Genomic DNA, 19,043 nt, shown 5'->3' on the forward strand with positions numbered 1-19,043 from the left:
ATTTATAAAAATACGTCGAATATAAATTTAAGGGTTAAGAGAATAATTTTGTCTAATGTTCATTATTTTTTCAATAATAATTCATTTGGAAATAAGTTATCAATGTAGTAATTAATTATTTCGTAAATTTGACAACCGTCCATTAATGTTTAATGAACAATACTTTTCAAAGTCATATTCTTTTTTAACTTTTACTATGTTAAGCATTCCTCCTTTGCTAGCTAGTTTGTTAGTTAATGGTATTATTGGAACAGTTGTAATAGATATTAATAATAATTTTAAACGAAATATAATATTTGGTTTGGGTATTGGTTTTTTATTTCTTTCGTTAATTTTAAGTTTTTTATTAAAAGAAAAATCAAGAAATATGGGGATGCATAATTTATTTGTGTTAAAAGAAATAAAACCATTTCAAATTAAAAAAATTGTTATTTTAATTGTTATTGGTTTATCAATTTATATTGTTTATTATTTATTGAATAATAATTATTTTAATTATAAGAACGATATGATTACTCATAATGAAACGTTGAAACCATATAGATTACTAATAACTTATTTGCCACAAGTACTAGGCGTCTTTATTTTAGGTTGATGATTGTATTATTATTTTAATGCTCAATTTACATTAATAGTTAGTTTTTCTTTATGACTATTAGGAATAGTTATTAATTATGTTAGCACCAATTTGTACGCTATTTTATATGCTCATATTATTTTTAGCCTTGCGTTTGGCAGCACTAGTTTTGTAATATATAGTTCTGTTTTAGATTGAAATTATCGTCAAAGGTCGCCATTAACTGGTATTTATTCAACAATTATTACTATTACAACCTTTAGTAATGATTTATTCATCAGCTATGTTAATAATGGTATTATTAACAATGTTAAAATTAATTCTGAATTATTTTATTTCAGTAATATTTTTAGTTTAGTTGTAATAGTGTCATTAATTGTTGCTACTGCTTTTACTCATAATTATTGATTAAGTGAAAAATATGATAAATTAATTAAAATTAAAAAATTATTAAAGGATTATTAACATATAAAATAACACTTAAAATATAATTTTATATTATGTAAACATCTTGATTTATTTCCAAAATATAGTACAATACTAATGGGGATGTTCTGGTTTCGACAGGAGTTAGCAGCCTATTGTGGCAGTGGTCTGGTAGACCATAATACTACGAGGTTTCATAACCGGAAAACAAACTAAAACTGTAGTACCTGCAGATATTAAAGCTAAGTTAAATGAATTTAACTTCAACTTTAATTCAGTAGGAAACCAAGCTGTTTTACCAGCTTAATTACTTTAACTAGTAAATACTACCGTTAGTAATGGCAAGCTTATCACCATTACTAACGTATCATATGATAAGCTAGGGAAAATAATGTTAATAAGTTTTCTTGAATTTTTATTAACTAACTATTTCTAAGTTCGTGTAATTTATTATTAATAGTGAATTTCTAAATTATACTAAACTGTAGATACAGTTGGTCAGTTGACTTTTGGACGCGGGTTCAATTCCCGCCATCTCCACCATTATCTTAAAATGCACACGAAGTGCTTTTTTTATGAAAAAATTTAGTTTTTAATCCATTATTTATAATTATATTTCAAAACAAGTTGCAAATATAATTTAGTCTTGGTAAGATTGAAAAGTCGTTAAATTTAATTGTATCTGGAGCCGTGGCCAAGTGGTTTAAGGCATAAGTCTGCAAAACTTTGATCGTCGGTTCGAATCCGATCGGCTCCTCCAAAAATTATTAATAATATTTACAAATATACTTGTAAATATTACTTTTAATAAGTTATAATTGATTAGGTTTAAATGATTTGTTTATAAACTTTGATAATTAAATTGCGCCTGTAGATCAATGGATAGATCGTTTGACTACGGATCAAAAGGTTGTGGGTTCAAGTCCTGCCAGGCGCACCACCGGGATGTGGCTCAGCTTGGTAGAGCGCTCGGTTTGGGACCGAGAGGTCGCAGGTTCAAATCCTGTCATCCCGACCATTTACATTATTATCAAAAATTTTCATGGGTCCTTAGCTCATTCGGTAGAGCGCCTGCCTTGCACGCAGGAGGTGGTCGGTTCGATCCCGATAGGATCCACCATTTTATAAATTTAAACTTAAACTGGCGAGGTAGCTCAGTTGATTAGAGTGCTCGGTTCATACCCGAGAGGTCATGGGTTTGAGTCCCATCCCCGCTACCATTAATCACTTGGACCCTTAGCTTAGCTGGTTAAAGCTCCCGGCTCATAACCGGGTGACCATTGGTTCGAATCCGATAGGGTCCACCATTAGTTTAAAAAGCTAATAACTGGAGGCTTGCCAGAGCCCGGTTTAATGGAACAGTCTTGAAAACTGTCAATGCGCAAGCATTCGAGGGTTCGAATCCCTCAGCCTCCTCCATAATTATTAAAATTAAATATTTACATCGCGGAGTGGGGAAGTGGCATCCCGTCGGGCTCATAACCCGAAGACCATTGGTTCAAATCCAATCTCCGCAACCATATTGGTCTCGTGGTAAAGTGGTTAATACGCCTCCCTGTCACGGAGGAGATCGCGGGTTCGATCCCCGTCGAGACCGCCATTATTTTAATAGTAAATTAAATTTAAAAAACTAATCAATAATAATATCATTGATTAGTTTTTTATTTAAGTATTTATGAGAGGATAACTCTCTGAAACTAATTTTCAGTTTATATTTGTGAAATATATTATAATTAACAGTAAATTAGCTATTAACATAGAATGAAAATTATTTGGAGTAAACTTAGGTAACTTGTGCCGTTGATTATAAATTTTGATTTAAAAAATTGTTAGAAAACATATCATACCTGAATTGTATATTAAATAAGATTAGGTGATAATTGTGAAACATTTTAAAATTAAAAAATCTTGATTTATTAGTATTTTTACTACTTTTTGTTCAGCAGTATTATTAACTAGTACTTTTTTGATTATTCTTGTTATGGAAAAGGCTTTTAATGTTATTAAGTTTAATCCGAATTTGCCAGAACAATCAATTGTGGTTGATATGAATAAAATTGATATTCATGCTAGTGATAAGAGTTTGCGCTTACTTTATTTTGAAGAAAAAGTAATTAATCAAAGTTTTCAAGAATTATTAACCAATGTATTAAGATCACAAAATATTTTACCTTCTACTCAAGATAAATATGATTTTATTTTTTATAGTCAAGATGGTTCTGAAGGTATTGATAATAGTTTAAGTACAAAACAATGGTTTAGTTAGATGTAATTTAAAAATAGAATTAAAAAAATCAACAGCAGAATTTAGAATACCACTTGTTGTCAAAATTACTAATACAGCTAAGTTTTACGAAAAGTTTATGGAATTTAATCATTTTGATTCATCTTATCTTGAACATCAAAATGGACTTAATCCTACAAATCCATTAGAAACTGAACGAAGTTTTAATGGTTATTTATCACATTATTATAATTATCGAGAAGGTGTTGCTTTAGACAATAAAACTGTTTATGACACTATTGAAGAACAAATTGCTACTTTTATGAATGATTATAAACAAGAATTTGCACCAAATACCCAAATCATCCCTATTTTATCAGCAAAACCATTAGGCGAACTTGATATTAATGATCCTAATAATTTTGTGAATTTTTTTAATTTAGTTTCTAGGCCAAATAATAATTATTTTGGAAATGATGGTGTCGGTAATCCAAGGGAGTATTATAATCTTTTAATTCATACATTCTACCTAACACCTACTGTATTATCGCCTTTTTATATTTTTTATGTTTCTAATCCTAATATAATTAATAATTTAATTGACTTAAAATTAACAACTAAAGAAGAATTAATTGATTATTTTACTAATAATTCTGTTGAATTTATGCCTTTTAGTGAAGTTCAAAGTGGAAAAGTTCCTGCTGGTAATTTAGAAAAATACACTCCAGAACATGTATTAACTTTTCAATATCCTTTTGGTTATTTTCCTCCTGCTCCTGTAAGAGAACATTTTAAATTTCTTGAATTAATATTATTTTTTGCTAATGCTCCTTCAATTAAAAATAAAATTGAAGTGATTTCTAAGGGACAAAAAACTATTGATAATTTAAATTTATATTTACAATTTAAGATTTGAGGTGAAATATCTAATTTTTTATTAAGCCATGATTACTATTTTGATTTAAGGTATCCAGATGTTAATAATCCTGTGCAAAATTGAAATGATGTAACTAAACGTTTAGGGTTATATGCATACTTTGAACAATATTTACTTACTACAGATTTAATTACTATTCAATATTTAGATAGTAATTATCAAGTTCTTAATTTACTTCCAACTGATAAGATTGATCGAGATAAAATTAAAAATATTAATTTTAATATTGGACCTGATAAAGTAGTAACTAATAGGCAACTTTTTATTCCTCAACATAGTTTTAGTTTTTTCTTTAAATTTCGTTGATTATAAATTTTGATTTTTAAAAAATATCTTTAATTTTAAAGTAAATTACTTTAAAATTAAGTTAGATTAAACTACAAATATAGAATAGAAGGAGACAAGAGTTTAAATTAGAGTATTAGAGTAATTTAATTTAAAAAATCTTAGGGGAATAATATGAAAAAAATTTTAAGTATTACTAGTTCATTAATTTTAACAAGCAGTACAGTAACAATTTTAGCAACTAATGTAAATAATTATCAAACAATAAGTAATAAAGTAAATATAGATAATATTAATTGATGTGATGTTAAAAATTATAACAATAATTATTTTAAAAATATTAAAGAAAATTATTATAAAAACCCAACTTTAAACTTACTAAGTTTAAAAAACAATAAAGAAGTTGATATTAATAAAATAATCAACTATGCACAAGAAACAACGAATAATTATGTAGTAAGATTTAAAAATAAAAATTTTAATTTAAATAAAATTATAAGTGTTTTATCAAAAGATAATCTTGAATTTGCAAAAAATTATAATAATGTTTTAATTAGAAAAAATAATGTGTTAAAAAATCCTTTATTATCTTCACAAAATTTAAGGTTATTAAAAGATACATCTTTTTATTCTTTAGAAAATTATGTTTATAATTTAAAGATTGCTAAAACTACTTTTATTACAATATCAGCTGCAGTTGCTGCTGCAGGGTTTTGAGCAGCCGCTTGATGATTTGGAATTAGTATTCCGAGCCATAGGAAGTACAGCAACAAGCGCTCTTGCTGGAGGAGTTGCAGCAAGAATTAATGTAACTTTAGTAAAATATGATCATGAATTAAGTGGACTTGATAAAGCAACAATCTCTGCTACTTCAATATATAAATTAGGACATATATTTTATGCAGTATTAAATCCACTATTAATAACTTTAAAATATATCAGGAAAATTTTAAAACTAACTTAAAAGTTAACAAATTTAAATTATATAAGTCTGATTAGATTGCATTAAGAAATAAACCATTTCAGTTTAATCAATGAAGATATAAAAACAAAATTAGAAAATTAAATAACAAAAAAAGTTATAATGCAGAAAAATATAATCTTAAATTATTAAATCTTTATATTAGATATTTAAAAACATATGCTATTTTTTTCAAAGCAATGGAAAGTGATTCAAAAAGTAATGATGATTATTATGTTGTAATAGAAGAACAAAAATCTAATTCCTTAGAATCATTAAAGAAAACATTAATTACAAATTTTTTTGCCTATGTTAATGAAATAAAGAAACAATAAAAGTTTGCAAAATACAGTATTAGTATAGTAAACCCTAATAGCAATCATTAAAACATAGTGCTTACTCTTTTTTAATTTTAATACTCCTAAATTTAACTATCAACTTATATTCAAAAAATATACTATAATTATATTAATAAATAAGTGATAAACAGTGGGTAGGTGAATACATTATGGATAAAATACTAACATCACAACCGTTAACTAAAAGTAATGTTCTTGGTCAAAAACAATTAACTAAATTAAAAAATATTCCATTACCAGCTACTTTAGATTTAAATTTAACAAGAGTTTATTTTACTAGTGGTAGGGACTCTTGTTCACGCCTTTTAATTTTAATTGTTCATATTTTTTGAATTGGTTTAATATTTTTTAATGGAATTGCTCTAGGAAAATTAGTTGCTAATTCATCAGTATTACCCCCCCTTCCCGCTGTTCAAAAGGCCGTTTTACAAGTTATTACTATGATTATTACGATTCTATTTGCTTTTATAATTTTAATTATGATGTTACCAATTTTCTTAGCAAAAACCATTAGAGGAATTGTTTTAACGTGTGTTGTTTATTTAGCGTTTGGTACCATTATTAATTTAATGATTATGGTTCTAAGTTTTTTCATGTTTTTTGATACCGATAGTCCTTATCGCCTTACTATTATGATTTTAACAATAAGTGGAATGGGTTTTTGATGAGGTGTTGTTATTAACTGATGATTTAGTGCTAAGAAAAGTAAAAAATGCTTAGTGCAAAGTATTATTAAGATGTATGACTTAGGCTATAAATAAGGTTAGGTGATAATTAATGAAACGTTCTAAAAAAAATAAGGATGAAGATATTTGAAAAGAAATAAATGGTTTAACTAAACATGTAATAGAAAAGAAACTATCTTCTTCGCAAATTAGAAAGCGTTGATTTATTAGTGCCATTGCTATCCTTTGTACTTTAATTTTAGGGGCAAGTACTTTTTTGATTGGATTTGCTATGCAAAGTGCTTTTAATATGGGTGATTTTGAGCATAAAATGCCAGAAGAATCAATTGTAGTTGATATGAATAAAGTTGATATTCATGCTAGTGATAAGAGTTTACGTTTACCTTATTTTGAAGAAGAAACCATTGACCAAGTCTTTAAATTGATGACCAATGATTCATGATGGCAGGGGGTTTTACCAACAGAAAAAGATAAATATGATTTTACTTTTTATAGTCAAAACGGAGTTGAGGGCATTGATAGCAGTTTAGTACAAGCTGATGGATTAGTTCATTGTAGTTTAAAGGTAAAATTAAGAAATTTACCAATTGAATTTAAATTACCAGTTATTTCTCAAATTATTAATACAGCTAAATTTTATGAAAAGTTTATGAGGTTTAATCAATTTGATGGACACTATAGTAAGCACATATCAGGTAATACGCCTAACCCACTTCCTTGACCAGTTGATTTACAAGAAAAAAGATATCAAGGTTATTTACCTGGTACTATGTATTTTGATGCTAATGTTAGTAATGTTGATATTTATAATAGTATTCAACAGTGAATAAATAAATTTATTGCAGATTATGCAGAAGAGTTTGCACCTAATACTCACCTTTTTCCAATTTTATCAACAAATGATTTAGGAGATGTTGATTTAAATGATCCGTTAACGTTTACTCCATATTTACAAATGATTGCTCGTCCGGATTTATTTTACATTGGCAACGCTGTTGCTGGTGCTCCTAATCAATATGTTAATTTACAAAATTATACTTTTATTCCATGAGATCCTCCAAAAAGTCCGCGTTCTTTTTATATTAGTTATGTTTCTAATCCTGATATAATTAATCATTTAATTGATTTAAAATTAACAACTAAAGAACAATTAATTGACTATTTTACCCGTAATCCTATTGATTACATTCCTTTTAGCCATGTTCAAAAAGGAGAAGATGCCACTATTGCATATACACCTTCACATTTAATATCTTCAATGTATAATCCTGCTGGTGTTCCCCTATTTCAATATTGAGAATTAGTGCATTATTTTGCCAATGATCATTCAATAAGTAATGATGTTAAAACTATTAGAGCCGCTGATTATGCTAATATTGGTGTCTTAACAACTGCTTTAGAAAATCAATATTGACAAAATATGTTTGATTGATTGTTAGCGCATAAAGCTTATTTTAATTTGCATTACCCTAATTTGGCGACACCAGGTGAACCTAATTGACAAACAATTACTGCAGGTGGTATTACTACTTTTAAACAATATTTTGCTACTGCTTTAAATGTGGTTTTACCAGCATTAACCACTTTTACTTTTTTAGATAATAACCATAGCGATATTGCTTTATTACCAAATGATTTAATAAACCCAGATGAAATTACAAATTTCCGTTTTGATATTGGTCAAGATCTTGTGAGCAATCCTAATTATAATACCTTACCAGATAGTTTTAATTTTTTCTTTAAAATTAATTGAATCTAGTAAGAATATAAAGTAGTAACTCTTATAATCTCAATGTTCTTTCTTAAAATAAGTTATAATATAATTAATATGGGTAAGGAGTGGTAAATTATGATTGATGAAAAAGATAATTTAAAAAATACTCCATTGTCAAGCGTTGATAATAATATTTTAAATTCTAATCACAATAATGATTCATTTAAAGATATTGAAGAACAAAGGTTTACAACTTATAATCCTTTGTTAAGCAACAGTATTAAATTTAAAAAAATGTATTGAAGTTCAACACTAGAAATCATAGCCCGTAGTTTATTACTACTAGTTTCATGTTTTCATTTAATCTTTTCTTATTTTTTAGCTAATAACATTATAAATCAAGTTTTAAAAGCTAGTAGTAGCAGTATAAATCCTAATTATATTATTTATATTTTTTTAGCTATTACTTTAGGTTTTAATTTTTTATTTTATTTACCATTAGCTATTGGTCGTTCTGCCAGTACCATGTTTGCATGGTCAATTGTTTACATTGTTTTAGCAATTTTTTACTTTATTGTTTTAGAACTGATGTGTACTGTCTTATTAGTGGTTGATGGTTTAGTTAATGAATCAGTATCAGCAGAAGTACCAATTTTTATGGTTATTGTGTTAGTAATTACTGTTCTATGATTAGTAGCATCTTGTATTTTATTTGTTAAAAGCGATGATGTGCGAAGAGAACTAAGTGTAGAATAAAGGAAAGGAGAATTTAAATGGGCACTAATAATGAACTTTCAAAACGAATTGAGCAATTAATTAAAGTAATTAGTGCTGGTGTTTATGAAAAAGAAACAGTTTTTAAATTAGCAGTATTAGCATTGCTTTCAGGTGAATCAATCTTTTTATTAGGATTACCAGGTATTGCTAAATCACTAATTTCACGAAGAATTAAATATGCATTTCATAATGGTCGTAATTTTGAATATTTAATGAATCGTTTCTCAACTCCTGAAGAAATTTTTGGTCCAATTTCCATTAAAGACCTATTAAAAGGCCACTATGTGCGAATTATTGACCAATATTTACCTGCAGTTGATATTGCCTTTTTAGATGAAATTTGAAAAGCTGGTCCTTCAATTCAAAACACACTATTAACAATTATTAATGAAAAAATTTTTCGTAATGGTGGCGTTGATATTAAAGTGCCATTAAAATTATTAATCTCAGCGTCTAATGAATTACCAGAAAGTGGTAAAGGACTAGAAGCGTTATTTGACCGCTTTATTATTAGAATGATTGTTCATGGTTTGACTAATGAAAAAAATTTCAACGATATGTTAGGTAGTGTTACTAGTTTAGAAGTAAATGTTCCTATGAAACTACAAATTAAAACTCCTGAATATGTCAAATGATTGAAAGAACTAGAAACAACAGTTACTTTAAGCAAAGATACTTTAAACTTTATTTCCCGTTTCCGTGTGCGATTAACAGAAGCAACAGATGGTAAAGCTTATATTTCTGATCGAAGATGAAAAAAAATTGCTAAATTAATCAAAGCATCAGCTTATTATAATGGTCGCAAAACTACTGATAAACCTGATTTATTAGTTATTCCTTATTGCATTTGAGATGATGAAGCACAAGAACAAAGTTACACTAAATTATTTAATGAAGCATATACTGAAGAATTAACTTACACTTTACGTAAAAAACAAGATGAGTTAGAAAGTGAACTTGAAACATTAAGTAATGATTCAGAAAACATTAAAGATAGTAAATTTCAACCTTCACTATATAGTGAACCTTTTGGATGTACTATTAAAGGCGCTTACTATCGTTTACTATGACATAATGATGAGTTTCCAATTTGTTTTATTAGTCAAAAAGAATATCAAAATTTAACGCGCCGAAATAAAAAATCCCATACTGTTACTTTATTTTATGGTAAGAGTTTAAGTAAACTAGATGGTAGCAGAAAAATAGAATTACAATTAAAAGCACCTAACGAATTAGTTGATATTAAAAACCGTACTAGTATTCAAGTTGAATTAAGCGATTCTGATGGTAAATCACAACTTAGTACTCTTAATAGTCAGATGACCGAAATAAAAACACAAGTTACCAACTTAAAACAACAATTCCAACATGAGCACCAACGTTTAAGTAAAACTCCTTCAATCTTTTTTGATGAACAGTTTAAAATCTTATTAGAAACTGCTTTTTTTGAACAAATACCACCTGTTCCTGAATCGGCAATTGTTAATGATGATGCTATTATAATTCCCCAACCTAATAATATTGAAAATGAATAAGGTGGTGATTTTGTATGGAACAATTAATTGAAACGCAAGTTTCAAAAAAAATGGCATCCAAATTAAATAGTTTAGCTTTATCAGAAACTAATTTAAGCAATTTCATTTGATTTAAAAAACATTTTTCGTGATTAGCCAAGGAATTTGATGACCAAATCAGTAATTTTTATTTAAATGATATATTAGCAGCAACAAAAAATGTCCCGATTAGTCCAATTATTAAACAAGAAATTCGTTTATATTTTTGAGTTAAAGTTAATGGTTTAACACGTTTAAAAAACAATTGACAAGAAATCTTTATTAAAGCTAAAAAGATTAACTCTGGTATCATTAATTATTTTCATTATTACCAAGATAAACTTCAAGAACGTAAAATTAATGGCAATTTAATCTTTAATGATTTTACTATGCGTTGGGAAAGTTTAATTATTGAACGGGTAATTAATTATAAGTTGTTTGAAACTACGCAAATGCGACAAAAATATTTAGCTATGTGAGGAAATAATATTAAAATTATTAATGAAACACGTAGTCTAATTGGATTTGCTTGAAATTTTTTTGGTCGATTTTGAGAGGGGAATTTAAATGATTTTAAGAAAATTAATTTAAATACTTTAATCCAATATGGTGAAATTCTAAAGCAAAATCCAGCAATTATTGAAATAGCTCGGATGTTAGGTCGTTGAAAAGGAACCTCTGATTTAACTGAAAAACAAGTTCATGAAAAAATTCAAATTGAATATGAAATGAAACCATTAGGTAAATGACCAGAAGAAGTGGTTGGAATAACTGAAGGAAGAGATTTAGAACATTTATTGCCTTTAGAATTAGTTAACTTAGCTATTCCAGAGTTAAATGCTATTTTTTATAAAAAATTTGTTGAAGAAAAACTAGCAATTACCGAATTTGAATCAATGGATTTAGTAGCAACAGAACACATTGTTAAAGAAATAATAGAAGTACCGATTCCTGAAAGCGAAGGGCCATTTATTTTATGTATTGATACATCAAAATCGATGGCCAATAGCCCAGAAATTATAGCTAAATCAATAGCATTAGCTATTACTAAAATTGCTTTATTAGATAAAAGACCATGTTATATGATTAATTTTTCTGGCATATTTGAAACCTATGATTTATCAAGTGTAGCATCATCAATTCCAAATTTAATTCACTTTTTAGGTCATAGTTTTAAAGGTCAAACTAATATTAATCCTGCTTTTAGTCATGCTTTAACAGTTATGCAAACTAAAGAATATCGTAATTGTGATTTATTATTAATATCTGATTTTTTAGGTGCTAATATTAGTAATAATAATTTTAATATAATACAAAGTTTAAAAGTTAAAGGTAATCGTTTTCATGCTATTAATATTGCTTCATCGATGTTAAATAATAATTGAAAAAAATATTTTACTAATTATTGATATTATGATCCCCGAGACCCTTTTGCTGCCCGAAAAATTGCATTAAATCTATCACAAAATAAATCAAGACAAAGTAAATAAATATGAATAAGAGGATTAGTGATTTTTATTTAATAATGGTAGAATGTTAGTAGTTAAGTTAACTATTTATTGAAAGGTGTATTATGAAAACATTTGGTTCAATTTTAAGTAAAGTATTAGTAATTATCGCAACTCTATCAGTAACTATTAGTTTAACTATTTTTCCCTTATTCAGTTGAGGTTTACCTTTGAAAAATAATATTGCTGTTATTATTACTTTACTAGTTAATCAAAATCCATTAACGAGCGATTTGTATAAACAATTAATGGCTAGTAGTAATATTATTACTGCTTACTTAGCTGGTGGGTTACTATTATTTAATTTAACATATTTAGTAGTCTTAGTGTTTGTTAAAAAACCGTTTAGTAAAGCATTAATTGCAATTTATATGTTTTTAATGACATTAATCCTAACGGCTTTTGTTTTAATTATTTATAATGTTTTTAATTTTACATATTTTCAAACGATTCCATTTAATAATTTATGAACCATTCCCCTTGCTGGATTAGGTTTAAGTTTTCTAACTATTTTTTGATATGGATTGCGAAATTTATGAGTTAATCCAAGGACATTAGTAGGTAACCAGTCATTAACAGATTCGCCAGAAAATTGATGAAGAGCAAGTTAGTTATGAAGATTTACAAAATCAACTTAAACAATTGAAATCGCAATTAAAAGAAGTAAGGAATGTTGAACGGAGAAAAAAGAGTAAATAAAATTTTATCTTTGTTTATGTGATAAAATCTTAATTAATTAAGTGGTATAAAAGTAATGTTAAAAAATATTAATATAAAATAAAAAATGTATCTAAGTTTAAAAATAAAACTTTAAAGGAGAAAATAAATATGGCAAAACATAAAAAAGATGATAACCAAAATTTTCTATTGCAAAAATCAACTAAAACTTTTGATTTAGATCAATTGTTTAAACATGGTACAGAAGTAAATAAAAATAATCGTTTTATTCAAGAATTAGCAAAAAGATTAGTTGATAAATTTTTTTGCTAATACAACTATTTTTAAAATAATTTAAATTTACCCATTAACCCCTTGTTATTTATTAGTTTTATATGCTATTATTGTATAGGTAATGGCCCGGTAGCTCAGGGGTAGAGCATTCGCCTGAAGAGCGAAGTGTCAGTGGTTCAAATCCGCTTCGGGCCACCATTAAAAAATAAATTAATTAGGCAATATGCCTTTTTTTAATATTTTTTTGTACAATTAGGTTTAAATTAAAATTTTAGGTATAATAACATCAATAGATAAAAAACTTTATTGATTGAATATTTAATTTAAGAGAGAAGGATATTAATGACTAAAATTTTAGTTTTAACCAATGCCAATATTGTTAGTACTAACAATATTATTGAAAATGGGTTTCTAGTGATTGAAAATAATTTAATTAAAGAAATTAAGTCAGGAAAATATAACCAAAACTACAATGACGCTAAAGTTATTGATTGTCAAAACCAAGCAATAATTCCTGGTTTTATTGATTGTCATGTCCATGGTGGTTATGGTTATAGTTTAATGGATGGTATAGTTGAATCAATTGTCAACTTTGCTCAATTAGTTCCCCAAGAGGGAGTAACTAAGTTTTGTTATGCAACTGTTACGGCAAGTACCAAAGAGATTGATAAAATTTTATTAGCATTTGCTCAATATATGAAAACTGAAAATGGCATTGCCAATAGAGCACGGATTGTGGGTGCTTACTTGGAAGGCCCATTTATTTCCCATGAACAAAAAGGCGCTCATACTGAATCTTTAATTCACATCCCTGATACTAAATTAGTTGCAACATGGAATAAGATTAGTAATAATAATATTAAATTTGTTGTATACGCAACTGAATTAGACCCTAATTTTAATAATAATAAAAATTTTACAAGCACATTAATTGCTAATAATATTATCCCAACATTAGGTCATAGTAATGCTACTTTGCAACAAGTTAGCCAAGCAGTACAACAAGGTTTAACTCATGTTACCCATCTTTACAATGGTATGAGTGGCTATGACCACCGTAATCCTGGTGTCGTTTCAGCAGCACTTTATTATGATGAAATAGTAGCAGAATTAATTTGTGATGGTATTCATGTTAATCTTGATATTGTTGCACTAACTTATAAGATTAAAGGTGCTAATAAGATTTGTATGATTACTGATGCTATGAGTGCCAAAGGCTTACCTGATGGTGATTATTTTCTCGGTCCATTACCAGTAATTAAAAAAGATAATCAAGTGGTAGTTAAAAGTACTGGTAAATTAGCTGGGAGTCTTGCTACTATGATTGCGGGCTTTAAAAACTTATTACGTGTAACTAACAATAATTGACAAGATTGTGTTAAAATGGCTTCGTATAATAGCGCAAAACAATTAGGCATCGATAGCATTACTGGTGATTTAGTTGTTGGATTATTAGCAGATATTGTCGTGCTTGATAAAAATAATGATATTTTACTAACGATTTGTGAAGGAAATATTGTTTATCAAAGTTAATAAAATTTAAAGGAGGTACGAGAAATGAAATTAGTTGTGTTTGAAACAAAAAGTGAGATTGCTAAGTTAGTAAGTACGATTATTATTGAAACAATAAAAGAAAATCAGAAATTAGTTTTAGGCTTAGCAACAGGCAGTAGCCCGATAGAGACTTATGATTTATTGATTAAAGATTATCAAAAGAATCATACTGATTGGTCACAAGTTACCACTTTTAATTTAGATGAATACGTCGGATTAGCACCAGAACATAAAAAAAGTTATCGTTACTTTATGAATGAACAACTATTTAACAAAATTAACATTAAAAAAGAAAATACGTATGTTCCTAATGGTTTAGGTAATGTAACAGCAAATGCGCAAGCATATGAAAAATTACTAGTTGAAAAAGGACCTATTAATTTACAAATTTTAGGAATTGGTACTAATGGACACATTGCTTTTAATGAACCAGGGACATCAGGTGATAGTAAAACTCATGTTGTTGATTTAACTACAGCAACTATTGAAGCTAATAAAAGGTTTTTTGCTAGTGTCAAAGATGTGCCAACTAAAGCAATAACCATGGGCGTTGATAGCATTTTACAAGCGCAAGCCATTATCTTAATTGCTGATGGTCAAGCAAAAGCGCAAGCTATTTATGAATTAGTTCATGGTAAAATTACCCCTGATTATCCTTGTAGTTACTTACAAGCCCATGACAACGTTATGGTAATTATTGATAGTGCCGCAGCTTCATTATTAAAGCCACCAACTATCCAACCAAAAAACTAAGGAGTGAATAAAATGAGTCGTAAACATATTATTATTGGCAATTGAAAAATGTATAAAAACATGGAGGAGACACAAACTTTTCTTAATCAATTTAGTAAATTAATTAAAGGTAAAGATATTAAATGTGATTATGGTATTGCTGCTAGTTTTACTAACTTACCAGTATTAAAATTAAATCAGGTTAATAAGTTAATCATTGTTGCGCAAAACTGTCATTATGAACCTGAAGGTGCCTTTACTGGTGAAGTTGCAATTAAAATGTTAAAAGATATTAATGTTAGTCACGTTGTGATTGGTCATTCTGAACGCAGAATGTATTTTAATGAAACAAACGAAACGATTAATAAAAAACTACATGCTTTATTTAATGCTAATCTGATTCCAGTTTTATGTTGTGGTGAAAGTGATAGTGAATATGAAGCAAAAAAAACTAATGATGTTATTAAAAAGCAAATATCTTTAGCGTTAACTGGCATTAAATCGCAACATGTTACTAAATTAGTAATTGCTTATGAACCAATTTGAGCAATTGGTACTGGTAAGACAGCGTCTGCTGCTGAAGCACAAACAGTTTGCAAAATGATTCGCGATTATATTGCTGAATTATATGATAAAAATATTGCGCAAAAAGTTCGCATTCAATATGGTGGTTCAGTAAAACCTGAAAATATTAAATCATTCCTTGAACAATCTGATATTGATGGCACCTTAGTAGGTGGTGCATCATTACAAGCAAAATCATTTTTAGGATTATTAGTTTAACTTTATTTAAAATATTGTCACTATTATTAAAATAAGGAGTAACTTATCATGAATTTATCAAATACAAAAATTGCTAGTATGTGAGAAAAATTAGAAAATCAAATTAGTTATTATAGTTTCTCTCATACTACCTTTATTAACAACTTTACCACTAGAACCAAAATTTTATCTTTATTTACTAAAAATGGTGAACCTACTATCCAACTAGAACAAATTGGTTTTATCATTTGTTCCAAAACTATTTTTCAAGCCCAAAGTGATACTATTAGTAGTGACCGCGGTGTTATTACTAATGATTACTTTGTTGGAGAAATAATTGATGTTAATAATACTTTATTACCAGGTGTATATATACATTTAGTAAAAGTGATTAGTGGACCAATTGTTATTAATGACATTCCTTTACAATTATCACTAGATGAAGACCGACATAAAGGAATTGTTAACAATACTTTAGGTTGAAAATTATTTGATGCTGTATTAAATAAAAATTTACGAACTAAAAATAAATTTAATAGTACTATCGATAATCAAAAATTTGTAGTTACTAGCAAAAATCTTAAGTTAAAAAAACAACAAATTCTAAGTTGTGAAGCAGAAATTAATGTTTTATTAAGTCAACAATTACCATTTTCACAATTATTATCTTTACAAATTGCTAATAATAGTAAATATTATTTTCTAAAAGCGTTAACACAAATGGAATTAATGCAATTAAACAATTTACAACGCTTAGCAGTTACTAATATTATGGTACAACACAAACAGTTAGCAATCACTGTTATGTCAGGTACTAGTGAAGATATTGAAAAATGATTTACCAAAACTAAAAAACCTATTATTAATGGTATTAATATTCTCAATAAAAAAATTAGATTAATTAATCAACCTGATATTATTAAACCAGTAACTGTTGTTAATAATATTACAAACTATCAAAATTTATTTCAATTACAGTTAGTTTATAAAAGATTAAAAATCCAATTTCACAATTGAAGAAAAATTTCACAACCTTTTTTAGAATCACAAATCGATAATATGGCTTATGGTTATTATTCAGAAGCTGTTGATAATTTCAAATTTGTCCACTATTCTTTTAATAATGATTTGTTAGATGATAATTTAATGGAAATTAAAGGCCGAAAGTTATTAGCAGATGTTAATAATACTATCTTATTCCTAACTAATAATGTTGTTGATAATCCTAGTATGATTATTTTAATGAGTAATAATATTAGTAGTAATTCACGAGTAAAAACAATTATTAGTAAAACATCTAAATTACCATTAACTAAAATAAAAATTAAACATGATATTATTATTTTTAGTACTAGTAATTATCAAACTATCACTAATGTTATTAGTGAAATTATTTCTGTTTTCAAGAAAGGCAACTATAAATATAAATGACAATTAAAATAAACTCTGAGGTGAAATTATGAAATCAAAACAACCAATCTTACTATGTATTTTCGATGGTTTTGGAATCGCTAAAACCAATCTTAATAATGCTATTAGTCAAGCTAAAACTCCTAATCTTGACTATTTAAATAAAACTTATGCTCACACTGAAGTATCTGCTTCTGGCTTAGCTGTTGGTTTGCCAGAAGGGCAAATGGGTAACTCAGAAGTTGGTCATTTACAAATTGGTGCTGGAAGAGTAGTTTATCAATCTTTAACTTTAATTAATAAGGCTATTAGTGAAAAAACTTTCTTTACTAATGAAACAATTTTAAAAACTATTAAACATGCCCAAAAGAATAATAGTAATTTACATATTTTAGGGCTATTAAGTGATGGTGGTGTTCATTCCCACATTAATCATATTTTAGCGTTATTGGAAATTGCTGCTAAAGAAAACTTTAAAAATGTTTATGTTCATGCGATTCTTGATGGTCGTGATACTAAAAGTGATGTTGCTAAAATTTATGTTCAACAACTATTAGATAAAATGACAGAATTAAAAACTGGATATTTAGCTTCTATTTCTGGACGTTATTATGCTATGGACCGTGATAAAAGATTTGATCGTGCTCAAATTGCCTATGATGCTATCGTTAACCATAAAGGTATTATTTTTACTGATCCGATTGCTTATATCAATAGTGAATATGCTGCTGATAGAAATGATGAATTCATTAATCCAGCCTACAATCCTGAGCTTGCTCGTGGTAACATTAGTAATAATGATAGTATTATTTTTGCTAATTTTCGTCCTGACCGTGCTATCCAATTAGCATCGGCTTTAACTAATCCCAAATATGATTGAAATATTGCTAATAAAATTCGACCTTTAAAAAATACATTTTTTGTTTCGATGATGGAATATGCCAATAGTGTGAAAGCACAAGGAGTTATTTTTCCACCAACAATGATGATTGATGGATTGGGAGAATGATTAAGTAAAAACCAATATCACCAATTACGAATCGCAGAAACAGAAAAATATGCGCATGTTACTTACTTCTTTGATGGTGGTGTTGATATTGAATATCCTTTATCAACAAGGATTTTAATCCCTTCACCGAAAGTTGCTACTTATGATTTAAAACCAGAAATGAGTGCTCGTGAAATTACAAGCAGATTAGAAATAGAAATTGCTAAAAATATTTATGATGTTATGATTTTAAACTTTGCTAACCCTGATATGGTGGGACATACTGGTAATTTAAAAGCTGCGATTAGTGCTATTGAAGTTGTTGATGAATGTGTTGGTAAATTGTATAATGCTATGAAAAATGTTAATGGTATTTTAATGATTACTGCTGACCATGGCAATGCAGAAGTTATGGTTGATGCTCAGGGTGCTATTAATAAAAAACATACATCACAACCTGTACCTTTTATTATTTGTCAATCAGGGATTAAATTAAAATCAGATGGATGTTTGGCTGATATTGCTCCGACTTTACTAGAAATTTTAGGATTAGAAAAACCTGAAGTTATGACTAATCAGTCGTTATTGAAAAAATAAAGATTTTTAAATCTATTGTATTAAAATTAAAAAGGATTATAA

At 27.5% G+C, this 19,043-nt stretch carries 17 protein-coding genes, 10 tRNA genes and 1 other RNA gene; all 28 read left to right on the top strand.

Annotated features, from left to right (window positions below):
- Positions 1-145: 145 nt before the first annotated feature.
- The 28 genes from RDJ14_RS04370 to gpmI all read left to right on the top strand — a co-directional run bounded on the left by RDJ14_RS04370 (position 146) and on the right by gpmI (position 19,001).
- Entirely contained in the window at positions 146-1,042 is an 897-nt protein-coding gene (locus RDJ14_RS04370; protein WP_308150154.1) for a hypothetical protein, read from the top strand.
- Between the two features lie 80 nt (positions 1,043-1,122).
- Positions 1,123-1,546, top strand: a transfer-messenger RNA (tmRNA) gene (gene ssrA, locus RDJ14_RS04375).
- Positions 1,547-1,687: 141 nt separating this feature from the next.
- Positions 1,688-1,763: transfer RNA gene (locus RDJ14_RS04380), tRNA-Cys, on the top strand.
- A gap of 104 nt (positions 1,764-1,867) precedes the next feature.
- Positions 1,868-1,943, top strand: a tRNA-Arg gene (locus RDJ14_RS04385).
- A 1-nt stretch (position 1,944) separates the two neighbouring features.
- Positions 1,945-2,021, top strand: a tRNA-Pro gene (locus tag RDJ14_RS04390).
- Between the two features lie 26 nt (positions 2,022-2,047).
- Positions 2,048-2,123, top strand: a tRNA-Ala gene (locus RDJ14_RS04395).
- Between the two features lie 23 nt (positions 2,124-2,146).
- A tRNA-Met gene (locus RDJ14_RS04400) sits at positions 2,147-2,223 on the top strand.
- A gap of 10 nt (positions 2,224-2,233) precedes the next feature.
- Positions 2,234-2,310, top strand: a tRNA-Ile gene (locus tag RDJ14_RS04405).
- 22 nt (positions 2,311-2,332) lie between these two features.
- Positions 2,333-2,422, top strand: a tRNA-Ser gene (locus RDJ14_RS04410).
- Between the two features lie 26 nt (positions 2,423-2,448).
- Positions 2,449-2,523 (top strand) — tRNA-Met (locus tag RDJ14_RS04415).
- Between the two features lie 4 nt (positions 2,524-2,527).
- Positions 2,528-2,603: transfer RNA gene (locus RDJ14_RS04420), tRNA-Asp, on the top strand.
- 282 nt (positions 2,604-2,885) lie between these two features.
- On the top strand, positions 2,886-3,269 hold the full coding sequence (locus RDJ14_RS04425) for a hypothetical protein (RefSeq protein ID WP_308150155.1): 384 nt from the start codon (positions 2,886-2,888) through the stop codon (positions 3,267-3,269).
- A 97-nt stretch (positions 3,270-3,366) separates the two neighbouring features.
- Entirely contained in the window at positions 3,367-4,476 is a 1,110-nt protein-coding gene (locus tag RDJ14_RS04430) for a hypothetical protein (RefSeq protein WP_308150156.1), read from the top strand.
- 147 nt (positions 4,477-4,623) lie between these two features.
- Positions 4,624-5,256, top strand: a complete 633-nt coding sequence (locus tag RDJ14_RS04435) for a hypothetical protein (protein ID WP_308150157.1) — start codon at positions 4,624-4,626, stop codon at positions 5,254-5,256.
- 354 nt (positions 5,257-5,610) lie between these two features.
- Positions 5,611-5,745, top strand: a complete 135-nt coding sequence (locus RDJ14_RS04440; RefSeq protein ID WP_308150158.1) for a hypothetical protein — start codon at positions 5,611-5,613, stop codon at positions 5,743-5,745.
- Positions 5,746-5,918: 173 nt separating this feature from the next.
- Positions 5,919-6,530 (top strand): hypothetical protein, encoded by a 612-nt coding sequence (locus tag RDJ14_RS04445; RefSeq protein ID WP_308150159.1) that lies wholly within the window; start codon positions 5,919-5,921, stop codon positions 6,528-6,530.
- 16 nt (positions 6,531-6,546) lie between these two features.
- On the top strand, positions 6,547-8,214 hold the full coding sequence (locus RDJ14_RS04450; protein WP_308150160.1) for a hypothetical protein: 1,668 nt from the start codon (positions 6,547-6,549) through the stop codon (positions 8,212-8,214).
- A 90-nt stretch (positions 8,215-8,304) separates the two neighbouring features.
- Entirely contained in the window at positions 8,305-8,925 is a 621-nt protein-coding gene (locus tag RDJ14_RS04455; protein ID WP_308150161.1) for a hypothetical protein, read from the top strand.
- Between the two features lie 17 nt (positions 8,926-8,942).
- A complete protein-coding gene (locus tag RDJ14_RS04460) occupies positions 8,943-10,481 on the top strand; it encodes an AAA family ATPase (RefSeq protein ID WP_308150162.1) in 1,539 nt (512 codons plus the stop codon).
- 14 nt (positions 10,482-10,495) lie between these two features.
- Positions 10,496-11,989 carry a VWA domain-containing protein gene (locus RDJ14_RS04465; protein WP_308150163.1) on the top strand — a complete coding sequence of 498 codons (1,494 nt, stop codon included), beginning with the start codon at positions 10,496-10,498 and terminating at the stop codon, positions 11,987-11,989.
- An 83-nt stretch (positions 11,990-12,072) separates the two neighbouring features.
- Positions 12,073-12,618: a hypothetical protein gene (locus RDJ14_RS04470; RefSeq protein WP_308150164.1), complete on the top strand. Its 546-nt coding sequence runs from the start codon at positions 12,073-12,075 to the stop codon at positions 12,616-12,618.
- A 217-nt stretch (positions 12,619-12,835) separates the two neighbouring features.
- Positions 12,836-12,997: a hypothetical protein gene (locus tag RDJ14_RS04475; protein ID WP_308150165.1), complete on the top strand. Its 162-nt coding sequence runs from the start codon at positions 12,836-12,838 to the stop codon at positions 12,995-12,997.
- Between the two features lie 84 nt (positions 12,998-13,081).
- Positions 13,082-13,156, top strand: a tRNA-Phe gene (locus RDJ14_RS04480).
- Positions 13,157-13,300: 144 nt separating this feature from the next.
- Positions 13,301-14,491: an N-acetylglucosamine-6-phosphate deacetylase gene (gene nagA / locus RDJ14_RS04485; RefSeq protein ID WP_308150166.1), complete on the top strand. Its 1,191-nt coding sequence runs from the start codon at positions 13,301-13,303 to the stop codon at positions 14,489-14,491.
- Positions 14,492-14,515: 24 nt separating this feature from the next.
- Positions 14,516-15,265, top strand: a complete 750-nt coding sequence (gene nagB / locus RDJ14_RS04490; protein ID WP_308150167.1) for a glucosamine-6-phosphate deaminase — start codon at positions 14,516-14,518, stop codon at positions 15,263-15,265.
- 12 nt (positions 15,266-15,277) lie between these two features.
- Positions 15,278-16,027: a triose-phosphate isomerase gene (gene tpiA / locus RDJ14_RS04495; RefSeq protein WP_308150168.1), complete on the top strand. Its 750-nt coding sequence runs from the start codon at positions 15,278-15,280 to the stop codon at positions 16,025-16,027.
- 48 nt (positions 16,028-16,075) lie between these two features.
- A complete protein-coding gene (locus RDJ14_RS04500) occupies positions 16,076-17,449 on the top strand; it encodes a hypothetical protein (RefSeq protein ID WP_308150169.1) in 1,374 nt (457 codons plus the stop codon).
- Between the two features lie 16 nt (positions 17,450-17,465).
- Complete coding sequence (gene gpmI / locus RDJ14_RS04505; RefSeq protein ID WP_308150170.1) at positions 17,466-19,001, top strand: 2,3-bisphosphoglycerate-independent phosphoglycerate mutase; 1,536 nt, start codon at positions 17,466-17,468, stop codon at positions 18,999-19,001.
- Positions 19,002-19,043: the final 42 nt, after the last annotated feature.

This window comes from Spiroplasma sp. AdecLV25b (genome assembly GCF_030913225.1).
In the GTDB taxonomy this organism is placed as follows: Bacteria; Bacillota_I; Bacilli_A; order Mycoplasmatales; family VBWQ01; genus Spiroplasma_E.